Source organism: Streptomyces sp. NPDC104581, assembly GCF_055583685.1.
The window spans coordinates 43,329-52,890 of record NZ_JBVJNN010000046.1; the positions used below are offsets into that span (position 1 = coordinate 43,329).

19 protein-coding genes and 1 pseudogene are annotated in these 9,562 nt (G+C 71.8%); 1 reads left to right on the top strand and 19 read right to left on the bottom strand.

Annotation, left to right across the window (positions count from 1 at the left end; all coding sequences use genetic code 11):
• Positions 1-132: 132 nt before the first annotated feature.
• The 11 genes and pseudogenes from ACZ61E_RS27985 to ACZ61E_RS28035 all read right to left on the bottom strand — a co-directional run bounded on the left by ACZ61E_RS27985 (position 133) and on the right by ACZ61E_RS28035 (position 5,371).
• On the bottom strand, positions 133-573 hold the full coding sequence (locus ACZ61E_RS27985) for an AAA family ATPase (RefSeq protein ID WP_469702736.1): 441 nt from the start codon (positions 571-573) through the stop codon (positions 133-135).
• 4 nt (positions 574-577) lie between these two features.
• On the bottom strand, positions 578-862 hold the full coding sequence (locus ACZ61E_RS27990) for an HNH endonuclease signature motif containing protein (protein ID WP_469702737.1): 285 nt from the start codon (positions 860-862) through the stop codon (positions 578-580).
• A gap of 14 nt (positions 863-876) precedes the next feature.
• Positions 877-1,152 carry a hypothetical protein gene (locus ACZ61E_RS27995; protein ID WP_469702739.1) on the bottom strand — a complete coding sequence of 92 codons (276 nt, stop codon included), beginning with the start codon at positions 1,150-1,152 and terminating at the stop codon, positions 877-879.
• A 161-nt stretch (positions 1,153-1,313) separates the two neighbouring features.
• Positions 1,314-1,493: a hypothetical protein gene (locus tag ACZ61E_RS28000; protein ID WP_469702741.1), complete on the bottom strand. Its 180-nt coding sequence runs from the start codon at positions 1,491-1,493 to the stop codon at positions 1,314-1,316.
• The gene (locus ACZ61E_RS28005; protein ID WP_469702742.1) at positions 1,490-1,720 is read right to left on the bottom strand and encodes a hypothetical protein; all 231 of its coding nucleotides are present in this window, start codon (positions 1,718-1,720) and stop codon (positions 1,490-1,492) included. Before ACZ61E_RS28005 ends, ACZ61E_RS28000 begins: the two co-directional genes overlap by 4 nt.
• Before the next feature lie 331 nt (positions 1,721-2,051).
• Entirely contained in the window at positions 2,052-2,681 is a 630-nt protein-coding gene (locus ACZ61E_RS28010; RefSeq protein ID WP_469702743.1) for a hypothetical protein, read from the bottom strand.
• Entirely contained in the window at positions 2,681-3,127 is a 447-nt protein-coding gene (locus ACZ61E_RS28015) for a hypothetical protein (protein WP_469702745.1), read from the bottom strand. Before ACZ61E_RS28015 ends, ACZ61E_RS28010 begins: the two co-directional genes overlap by 1 nt.
• A 9-nt stretch (positions 3,128-3,136) precedes the next feature.
• Positions 3,137-3,772 (bottom strand): hypothetical protein, encoded by a 636-nt coding sequence (locus tag ACZ61E_RS28020; protein WP_469702746.1) that lies wholly within the window; start codon positions 3,770-3,772, stop codon positions 3,137-3,139.
• Between the two features lie 317 nt (positions 3,773-4,089).
• Positions 4,090-4,806, bottom strand: a pseudogene (locus ACZ61E_RS28025) (DUF2637 domain-containing protein); the annotation flags it as partial.
• 71 nt (positions 4,807-4,877) lie between these two features.
• On the bottom strand, positions 4,878-5,036 hold the full coding sequence (locus ACZ61E_RS28030; protein ID WP_355178605.1) for a hypothetical protein: 159 nt from the start codon (positions 5,034-5,036) through the stop codon (positions 4,878-4,880).
• A complete protein-coding gene (locus ACZ61E_RS28035) occupies positions 5,036-5,371 on the bottom strand; it encodes a hypothetical protein (RefSeq protein WP_469702747.1) in 336 nt (111 codons plus the stop codon). Before ACZ61E_RS28035 ends, ACZ61E_RS28030 begins: the two co-directional genes overlap by 1 nt.
• A gap of 209 nt (positions 5,372-5,580) precedes the next feature.
• Between ACZ61E_RS28035 and ACZ61E_RS28040 the strand changes: the two genes are divergently transcribed.
• Positions 5,581-5,832, top strand: a complete 252-nt coding sequence (locus ACZ61E_RS28040; protein ID WP_469702748.1) for a helix-turn-helix transcriptional regulator — start codon at positions 5,581-5,583, stop codon at positions 5,830-5,832.
• Between the two features lie 55 nt (positions 5,833-5,887).
• Here the strand turns inward: ACZ61E_RS28040 and ACZ61E_RS28045 are convergent, their stop codons facing one another.
• From ACZ61E_RS28045 to ACZ61E_RS28080, 8 genes are all read right to left on the bottom strand, one after another.
• The gene (locus tag ACZ61E_RS28045; protein ID WP_469702749.1) at positions 5,888-6,580 is read right to left on the bottom strand and encodes a zinc finger domain-containing protein; all 693 of its coding nucleotides are present in this window, start codon (positions 6,578-6,580) and stop codon (positions 5,888-5,890) included.
• Positions 6,573-6,752 carry a hypothetical protein gene (locus ACZ61E_RS28050; protein ID WP_469702751.1) on the bottom strand — a complete coding sequence of 60 codons (180 nt, stop codon included), beginning with the start codon at positions 6,750-6,752 and terminating at the stop codon, positions 6,573-6,575. The genes ACZ61E_RS28045 and ACZ61E_RS28050 overlap by 8 nt, the downstream gene beginning before the upstream one ends.
• Before the next feature lie 2 nt (positions 6,753-6,754).
• A complete protein-coding gene (locus tag ACZ61E_RS28055; protein WP_469702752.1) occupies positions 6,755-7,108 on the bottom strand; it encodes a hypothetical protein in 354 nt (117 codons plus the stop codon).
• A complete protein-coding gene (locus ACZ61E_RS28060; protein ID WP_469702754.1) occupies positions 7,081-7,287 on the bottom strand; it encodes a hypothetical protein in 207 nt (68 codons plus the stop codon). The genes ACZ61E_RS28055 and ACZ61E_RS28060 overlap by 28 nt, the downstream gene beginning before the upstream one ends.
• Before the next feature lie 91 nt (positions 7,288-7,378).
• Entirely contained in the window at positions 7,379-7,588 is a 210-nt protein-coding gene (locus ACZ61E_RS28065) for a hypothetical protein (RefSeq protein ID WP_469702755.1), read from the bottom strand.
• Positions 7,585-8,097, bottom strand: coding sequence for an Lsr2 family DNA-binding protein (locus tag ACZ61E_RS28070; protein ID WP_469702757.1), 513 nt, complete (start codon positions 8,095-8,097; stop codon positions 7,585-7,587). Before ACZ61E_RS28070 ends, ACZ61E_RS28065 begins: the two co-directional genes overlap by 4 nt.
• Positions 8,094-8,420: a hypothetical protein gene (locus tag ACZ61E_RS28075; protein WP_469702758.1), complete on the bottom strand. Its 327-nt coding sequence runs from the start codon at positions 8,418-8,420 to the stop codon at positions 8,094-8,096. Before ACZ61E_RS28075 ends, ACZ61E_RS28070 begins: the two co-directional genes overlap by 4 nt.
• Positions 8,407-9,396, bottom strand: coding sequence for a helix-turn-helix domain-containing protein (locus tag ACZ61E_RS28080; protein WP_469702759.1), 990 nt, complete (start codon positions 9,394-9,396; stop codon positions 8,407-8,409). The genes ACZ61E_RS28075 and ACZ61E_RS28080 overlap by 14 nt, the downstream gene beginning before the upstream one ends.
• Positions 9,397-9,562: the final 166 nt, after the last annotated feature.

A 9,562-nucleotide genomic window follows, 5' to 3' on the forward strand; every position in this document is an offset into this window, starting at 1 on the left:
GCCTCCTCATCCCCCGTCGGCGCGCGGCCCCCCTCCCCCCGCGCCTCACCGGTGCGAACGAGCAGGCGAACCGGACGTCATCGAGAGTCGATCGCGACGGACCGACCGCTCGCCCGGGCCGACCGCGCTCAGTCACCACGAGCGGGACGACTGGGCGGTGACGGGGCGTGACCCACCCTTGCGGTAGTCCCGGTACCAGCGGGTGACCACACCATCCATGGCCGGCGACCGCATCGCCGCGACACGCTCACGCACCACGTCCTCGCCCGGATCCACCGTGACGATCTCCGCCCCGAGGCGCCGGTACTTGGCCCTGGCCTTGGGGCTCGGCATGGTGTGGATCAGGTAGACGTCCACCTCGTTACGGTGCTTCACAGCCTCATCGATCGCCGCGAACCGCGCGCGCTGTGCCACCTTCACGGCGATGGTGTCCTGGTTCCACCCGCCCGCACCGGGGGCGGTCAAGGCGGTGGTGATGCGGTCCAGGTCGATGACGATGTCCCGCCCCTGCGCACGTGCAGCCACCCAGCTCGACTTGCCCGAGGCCGGCGGCCCGGTGATGACGTACAGCACAGGCTCACCATCTCCGGGAGGTCCTGACGGGTGCGGCGGTGGTCTTGTTGCCGCGCGCGCTGTTGCAGCGGCGGTGCGCAGACCGGGCGTTGGCGGGGTCGAGGAGGCTGCCGCCGCGTGAGAGGGGGATCAGGTGATCGAGGGTGAAGGCGTCGCGGTGACGGCTGGCGAGGGGGCCGGTGATGTCGTACCGGATGGCACTGCCACACCACCAGCAGGGGAGCCGGTAGCTCCGCTGCGTGGCGCACAGCCGGCGGTAGGGGCGCCCGGTGCGGGGGTTGCCGGCCACGGGCGCCACCTCCGTCAGTCGGTGAGGCTGTCGTTGATGGTGCCGTCGTCGTAGTAGTCGAGGAGGTCCTGGTCGTCCTCGCCCATGTCCTTCAGCGTCTCCTTCAGGACGTGGTCCGTGAGGAGGGTGTCGTAGTCCTTCTGGCTGATGTCCTGGCATTCCTCGGGCTTGTCGGTCTTGGTCGACTCGCTGGTGAGGGCGCGTTGGCAGTCTTCGGCGCTGTAGGAGCTACAGCCTGTAAGGGCGAGCAGGAGGGCCGCGGTAAGCGCGGCGGCGTGTCTGATGCGCATGGTCCCCCCAAGGACGTTGCGGTGAGGGGGACATCGTGCGTCATGTCGGGTGATCCCGGTGGGGAAATGGCGAAGGCCCGGACCGGTTGGTCAGGGCCTGAGTTGGCGGTGTGTGGGCACGCCGGATGTGGGTTGAGTGTTACACCGGGTGATCTAGCTGGTCAAGCTGCCTTCGCGGTGAGGCGTGCCTGTACCTCGGTGAGGTCTACGAGGTCGCGGCCGGCGCGGTCGTGGCCGTAGCGGGTGAGGTGGCCTCGGTGGAGCCAGACGCGCAGCGTGCCCGGCTTGACGCCGGTGGCGGTCATGGCGGCGTAGACGTCCACGATGATCGGAGTGCTCATGGATTCATGATCCCCCTCGCCATCACATGGGCGTAGTGGACGTGACGATCCCTCTCCTCACCGTAGCGGATCACTAGTCCTTGCTCGCCCTCGATCGCGAGCTCGGCGGTATTGGGCGGGGCAATGTAAACGATCTTCCCGCTGCACAACTCGTTGCCGCTGGCGTAGGTCACCACAGTGCCCACCTTGAGTTCCTGGCCGATCTTGTCGAGGTTCAGGGGCTTCATGATGTGGCTCCTCTGGTCAGGGCTCGGGGCGCAATTGTGGCTCGTTACCGAGTGGTATGTCAGCAGTTGCGCCGTCACCGCCGCATCTTGCAGGGCGGCCCCGCCGCGCGTGTGCGTGGCGGGGCCGTGATTCGGCTGGTTCATCGGCAAGGCCAGTGGGACGGCGGGTACCACCAGGCGCACCGCTGGCAGTAGTTCATGACGGGCTGCTTGAAGGCGTGCAAGGCGGCGACGAGTTCGGCGAGTGCCATGATCGGGTCCTGTCTCAGAGATGGGATGGGGCCTCGGGGCGGCCGGTCTGCTTGCCGGCGTGACGGCCGCCCCGGGGGCTTCAGCGGGCGTTCTGGTCGGGCTGGATGACGAGCCAGCGGTGTCCGTGCTCGGGGTCGGGCACGATCGACCGCCCCTCTCGGCCCTCCTCTCCGGCTACGTTGTTGCTGTTGTTGTTGCTGGTCACCGGCCCAACAACCGGGGTCGTGGGGGTGGTTTTGACGGTGGGGAAGTGGTCGGCCTTCACGCCGGTGCTGACGCCAGCCCCCTTCATCCGCACTCCTCCCGCGATCGGGATACCGGCGAGGGAGCACCCTTCGCGGACCCGCTCGGGGGTGGTGTTCAGGTGGGTGGCGAGGGCGGACAGGTGGGCGTGCGGGGCGCCGATCTCGTGCATCGCCGCGCCCAGTTCGGCGGCGGTCAGCGGGGCTGTCTCGGCAGCCTCGGCGGGCGTGTCGCCATCGGTCTCCTGCACGTCCTCCGGGGCTGCCCGCAGGCCGAGAGCGGCGGCGGTCACGAGCCACGCGGAGGCGACGAGCACCATGATGTTCGTGGTCCAGGGGAGGCCCTTCACGAACCCTGCGAGGAGGCCGAGGGCGACCAGGCGCAGCGCCCAACCGCCCGCGAGCCATCCGGCGATGCCCGCGCAGAGTTGTGACGAGCCGACCCAGATTGCGATCCAGACGCGCATCACGAGCCCACCATCATCAGGACGGCGGCGGCCAGCTCGGCGGGGATGGCCCAGACGGTGCCGTCCCCGGTGGCGGGCCAAACGAACGACGCGATCATGCCGAGGGCGGCGCCGAACAGCGGGGTCAACTCCGCTGTCAGGATGACGATCAGCAGGATCAGCGCGACGGCGCCGATCCCGACGTTGCCGAACGGTCCTCCGCCGGTGCCGACACCGAGCCCGGTCAGGCCCTGGGCGGTGATTTGCGACGGGTTGAGCCAGATGTCCCCGGCGGCGGTGAACGCGGTCCCGGCGATGAAGGCGCTGATCAACGCGGGGTTGTCCTTGAGCTTGACCCGGCCCTTGCCCTTGACGCCCAGTACGAGGAAGAGGGCCGCGGCGAGGGCGATACCGCCGGTGCCGAGGGCGCCGAACACGGCTCCACCGGTCTCTGCTGCGAGGTTCACGACGATCTCCTAGAAGGTGCCGGGCGCGTGGAGCGCCAGGGCGAGGGCGGCGGAGGCAACGGGGATGCGGGAGGCCCAGACGATGACGGGGCGCAGCGCGGGCGGGATGTACGGGAGGCCGGGCAGGTAGCTGGCGACGATCCAGCTGACGAGGCCGATGGCGATGCCGACGGGGGTGGCGGAGTGACCGGCGGAGGCGATCATGTCGCCCATGCCGTCGACCAGCCCGAAGGCCCAGCCCGCGCCGGCCGCGCTGCTGTGGTACGCGAGCCAGACCCGGCGGCGGTGACGTCGTTCCGCGGCCCGCTCGACGGCCGGGTCCACCACGGTCCAGGGGGGCGCAGAAGGGGTGGGCTGGCTGACGGTGACGTGGATACCCGGCGCGGTCGCCGCGCTGTCCTGCGGCGCTGGGCCCGGCTCCCCCGGTCCGCCGAGCAGTTCGCGGGGGCGGACCTGCCACCAGGCGGGCTTCTCCTCGGGCAGGGTCTCGTCCTGCTCCTGGTCGTCCTCGTCGGCCGGATCCGGGGTCGGGATGATGTGTACCTGGACGAGCGGCGTGGCGGGGTCGTCGGGCGGGGGGCCGTCGACCTTGCGCCGGAGGATGCGGCGGATGCGGGACTCGTCCGGTTCCGGTGCGGCGTTCACGCGTATCCGCCTTCCATCGGGCGGTCGCTCGGGGCGGTCTTCGGCCTCTTCGCGTCGCGGGACAGGACGGTGCGGACGTAGGCCGCATCAACCGTGATGCCGTTGATGCGCTGGACGCGGTCGGCGATGTCGGAGGACGTGACGCCGGCGTGGCCGAGGACGGCGGCGGCGGCGAGGACGGCCTGTTTCTTGGCGCCTCGCGCTGTGACCTGCGGTGCATCAGAGGGCGCATCATCCGCATCACGCCCGTCACCGTGATGCTCGGTGGTCCCGGCCGGGGCGTCTCGGGCGACGATCGTCAGCAGTCGGACGCCAGGTGGCACGGGTGCAAGGACGGGGGATGGGAGCGCGGCGACTGGCACGGCCGGTTGATGCGCCGCAGGGCCGCCGGCTTCCGGGAGGGGTACGCCGTACTTCGTGAGCCGCAGCGGCATCAGCTTCTCTACGGGTGCCTTGCGGCGCCAGTTGCGCCCGTAGCGCGCCTGGAGGCGGGCCTGGTAGACGAGCCGGTCCTGTTCGAGCTGGATGACGGCCCGGTAGCTGCGGATCTCCCACAGCTTCATCCGGCGCCACAGTTTGAACGTCGGGACGGGCGCCAGGAGCCAGCGGGTGATCCGTACGGGCTCGATGTGACGGTCGGCGGTGATGTCGGCGACGCGGCCGATGGCGTGGCGGCCGGCCTCCACGACGACGACGAACAGGACCGGGATCACCGCGTGCATGCCGACGCCGACCGGGTCGGGCCAGGCGGCGGCGCCGTTGAACGCGATGGTGGCGGCGGTCAGGAGCCAGGCCGTCGACCGCAGGAGCGGGAACGGCATGCGCAGCCAGGTCAGGATCAGGTCAAGGGCCAGCAGGACGCAGATGCCCGCGTCGATGCCGAGCGGGAAGACGAGCGCGAACTGCCCGAAGCCCTTCTCCTCGGCGAGCTCGCGCACGGCGGCGTACGACCCGGCGAAGCCGATCGCGGCGATGAGAACCGCGCCGGCGACGACGGAGCCGATCACACGGCGCTGTGTCGTGGTGAGTTGCACGGTGGCGTGCCTTTCAGGCGTGGGAGGCCGGGCCCGCGCGGGGGTGGTCGCGGGCCCGGCCGGTCAGGTGGTCAGCGGGTCGCGGCCTGCTCAGCTGCGTGCTGCCGGGCCTCGGCGAGCTGGTTGTTCGCGGCCCCCTGGCCCTTCGCCTCGGCGCGGTCGGCGGCGCAGGCGGCGACGGTCGCGGGGGCGTCCACGATGGGGCTCGGGCGCGGCTTGTCGGCGGCCATCAGACGGTGCCCGCGGCTGCGCGCAGGCACAGGGCCCACTCGCCTCGGGTACGGGAGCTGGCCCACAAGTCGTTGCTCAGCGCACGCAGGGCGCGGCGTCCTGCGTGCTGCGCGACGTACGACGGGTAGCCCGAGAGGACGCGGGCGTCGGCGCGGGCGAGGGCGCGGCCCCACCCCGCGACGGTCAGCTCGTCGGCGGGCCGTCGCTCGGCGAGGTCGTCGGCGGCGGCGGTGAGCAGCTGGCTCGCGAGGCTGGGGAGAGCGAGGATGCGGCTCAGGCCCTCGTCGGCCGTGGGGGCTGCCTGGGCGGCAGCGGCGCGGATACGATCACGCATGTCTGACTCCTGTTCACAGCAGGGTGTCGGATGTCCCGCGCGGTGTCTCACCACCGGACGGGGTTCTGGTCGGGTCCGGTGTCTCACCACCGGGCCCGACCGTTCTGCGACCCCGCCTGGTGTCTCACCACCGGACGGGGGTTTTTCATGCGTGCCCAACGTAGAAGCAACCTCTTTACATTGTCAAGAGGTCAGGAGATGATACGGCCGTGCCCGACGAGCAGACGACGCCCGAAAGCGGTGATGAGCCCATGACGATCGCCGAGGTCTGTGCCGAGCACGGCATCAGCAGGCAGACCCTCCACGCGCTGCGGACCAACTCGCGCAGCGGCTTCCCTGCTGCGGTCGTGACACCGGGCAGCACCCGGCCGAGGTTCCCTCGGCGAGCGGTGGCCGCGTACTTTGCCGAGCATCCGCCGCGGCCGGGACGCCGTACCGACCTCGAACGGCCCGAGCAGTAGCAGTGGAGGCAGCGCAACGAGGGCCCGCCGCAGTGGAGTTGCGGTGGGCCCTCGCTCATGTGGCATCGCTGGGTGCCACCGAATCCGAGTCCATGAGGATCTTCAGCCCCGGCCAGGTGGCCGGCGGGAACGTCGACGCGCAGCTCGGGCATGTCACCACCGTGGCTCCGGTGAACAGCCGCAGGACCGTACGGCACAGCGAGCCGTCGGGCAGCTGCGCCGGGCACGGGCCGAGAACCGTACCGCGGTCGACCGGTTCGGGCGGTGAAACGATCGAGGCGACCGACCGTGTGACGTCTCGGATGTCCACGGCGAATGCGCCGGCGGACGACCACGACACCGCCACCCACGGCAGATGGCCCAGCAGCTCGGTAACGGTGGCCCTGAGCTGGTCCGCCACCGCCAGCGAGCCCCATAGGGCGGTCGCATAGGCGGGGTCGAATTGGTCCGGCCCGCGTCCCCGCTCCTGGCGGATGGCGCTCACCCAGCCGTCTGCGGTGCCGACGAGCCCGCCGGGGCCGCGTAGGTCGAGGACTTCCTCCGACACCGGCAGCGGCGCGTGCGCGGGCCGTGAACCGCGCAGCTGGTTCGCGCCCCCGGGCGGAGCGAGGAACGCCGCCAGGCCCACGTACAGGTCCGGCCAGCACTCCAGCCGCACCCGGGTGTCCTTCGTGCAGCTGACGCACAGGTATCCGCCGTCAGCGGATCGGTGGCACAGCAGGCAGGCTGCGGGCGTGGGCTCAGTCATCAGACCACTCGACTCGGCTGAAGGGGTGGCCGGCGAGGAGTGCGGCGATGGACGGCGCGCCGGTGAGGATCAGGTACTCGGCGTCGTCCAGGACGACGACTTGGCCGCTGGGGAACTCGGCGCCGTCCAGCGCACCTTCGCGGGTGTGGAGGCGGAAGCCTCGGGCGAACACGTTCAGTTGCTCCTTGCGTGGTTGCGGCAGGTGGGTTCGTGCTGTCCGCCGGCGGAGGTCCACCAGGTCTCGCAGCAGTCGTCCATGGCGAGGGCGGCCTCGTCCTCGATGGCGAGCCGACGGGCCCGCTGCTCGGCGGCGACGGCATTGGCGCGGCGTTGCGTGGCGGCCCGGAGGAGGTAGCCGGCGGCGACGGGGCAGATCCACGCGCTGGTGGCCAGCCACAAGGCGAGCGGCCAGACGTGGGCGTGGGCGTACAGCGCCGCGAGTGCCAAGTTCCCGAAGCCAGTGAGGACCAGGCCGACGGCCAGGGCGCGCGCCGCGGCCATCAGCCGGCCCGTCCGCAGTGGGGGCACGGCTGCTTGAACAGGTCGATACAGACGATGCAGTCGACGTCTTCGAACGAGCCCTCCGGCGAGGCGACGAGGTCGACGCCGCACAGCGCGCGCTCCGGCGTACAGCACCAGATGTGGGTCAGGGAGTCGCCGTCGTCGGTCTCGGTGGGCGCGGGCGCCGGGTCGAGGGTGGTGGTCATCAGCGCCGTCCGCGGGGGAGGTGGTGGGCGAGGGCCAGGCCGCTGACCGCAGAGACGACGGCCATGAACGCGAGCAGGTCCAACAGGCGGGTCACGGTGCGTCCTTCCGTCTGCGGTGGAGAGCGGCCACCAGGGCGGCCACGTGTTCGGACGCCTCGGGGTCGGGGTTCGGGATGCGTATGGGCTCGGACGGGACGCCGGGGACGGTCCGTACGCCGCCGAACGTGCCGTCCGGCCACCACTCCGCGAGAACCAGGTGGAGGGGCCGGCGGCCGTCGAGGGCGCCGGACTCCGTGGTCACCGGGCCCGCTCCCGCCACGCGGTCACGACCGACTTCGGCACGCGACCGCGGGCGGAGACCGTCAGGCCCTGTGTCTGAGCCCACGCCCGGACCTCTGCCAGGTCGTAGTCGCGGCCCTTGCGGGCGGCGGGGTTGAGCTCGGTCTCGCGTGCGCGGAGCTGGGCGAGGCGCTGCTCCAGCTCGGCGGTCTCGGTGCTGATGCGCGCCAGTTCCTCGGCGGCGGCGTGCCGCTCCCGCAGCGCGTCGAGGCTGGTGCGGGCTTTCTCGGCGTGGTCACGCAGGGTCTTGTCCGGGTGTGAGGCGGCCCAGGCGAGGAGCTTGCCCACGGGTAGGGGCGCGGGGTCCGTCGGCGCCGTCGGCGGGACCGTCCCGGCCGGGGTGGTGGTGGTCGTGTTCACGGGCTCGGTCTCCTTGGCGCTGAAGTGTTGGGCGGGAAGGCGTGGGGCGGGAAGGCGGCGGACGTGCGGCAGCTCCTCATCGATGAGGGCGCGCAGGGCCGCGATCGTCATGGGCCCGGGCGGGTCTGCCAGGGCACCGGCCGCACGCCCGTACGGCGCCGCGGCGCGCTGGCGCTGGTGCGCCTGGGCGGCGGGTTCTTACAGGTGGCGTGGTGGGGCATGGCCTGCCACTCGCCGGCCTTCAGCTCGGGCCGGGCGGCGGACAGCGCGCGGACGTACAGGACGTCGTCCGATCCCCGCGAGACGGCGAGGTTGCCCGCGGGGTTCGGTTCGGCGTCGACCGGCTGCCGCTTGCCGTTGGCGGTGGTGAGCGCCCAGCAGATGAGGGCGGGGCACCGTCGGCAGGTGGTCACGTGGCGGCTAGGTGGCTGCACGGGCGTCTCCTTGGAGGCCGTGGTCGGTGAAGGACTCGGGGGCGTCGATGGCGACACGCTGGATGCCGTAGAGGGCGATGGCCTCCTGGCGGCCCAGCTCGCTGACGGCCTGCCGGACGAGATCCGGCGTGGCGGCGCGGCGCAGCGCGATGCGGTCCTCGGCGGTGACGTCGGCGGCGGTGCGGACGGAGAGCAGTAACGGCCGCTGCCCGCCGGTCTTGGCCTGGGTGCCGGGCGGCGTCGGCAGGGCGTGCAGCTGCGGCGCGTCCTGCTCGGTGGTGTCCGGCTGGCTGCTGGGGGGAGGAATCGTTCCCTCGTCCTCGCGCGCCCCCGCGGCCTGTGGCTGAGGTGAAAGGCCGGCGGTGTCTTCGTCAGGGAGTGGGTCTCTACCGTAGGTAGAGGGGTACTGGTAGACCCCCGCCACGGACGCTTTCCGGACAGCGTCCGTGGACGCGGTCCGGGGGCGTCCACGGACGCTTTCCGGGGCCGCCCCCGGGAGTTCGGAACCCCCGCCACGGACGCTTTCCGGAACCCCCGCCACGGACGCTTTCCGGACAGCGTCCGTGGACGCGGTCCGGGCTTCGGCCTCGCGCTTCTTCTTCGCGGCGTGCGCACGCCGCTGCCGGGTGTCGGTGATCAGGTGCATGTGCGATCCCCAGTCGGGACGCTCCATCGGGAGCAGCAACTGGTAGACCGCGCTCGCGTTGGGCCGTCGCCGGCGCACCAGCACGCCGGCGTGCATCAGCACGTTGACGGCGTTCGTGACCGTGTCGACGCTGCATCCGGCGAGGCGGGCCAGGGTCTCGCGGGACGGGAAGGCGTTGCTGCCGTCGGCGTCGGCGTACGTAGCCAGCCAGATGCCGACCGCAGCGACCCGGGGCAGGTCCGGGGTATCGGACCGCAGGACCTCGGCGCGCAGCATGTTGGTCCAGGCGTTGCGCACGGACTGGACGCGGTCGCTCTCGCTGCTGCTCACGGGCTCTCTTTCTCGTGGTGGTGCGGGAGGTGAAGGCGTGGGGGGGGGGGGGGGGTGGGCCCCCCCCCCCCCCCCCCCCCCCCCGCAACACACAACTCCCCAGCAGAGCGGGGAGGGGGGAGTGGTGGAGGGGAGCCTCTTCCCCCCCCCCCCCCAACCCCCCCCC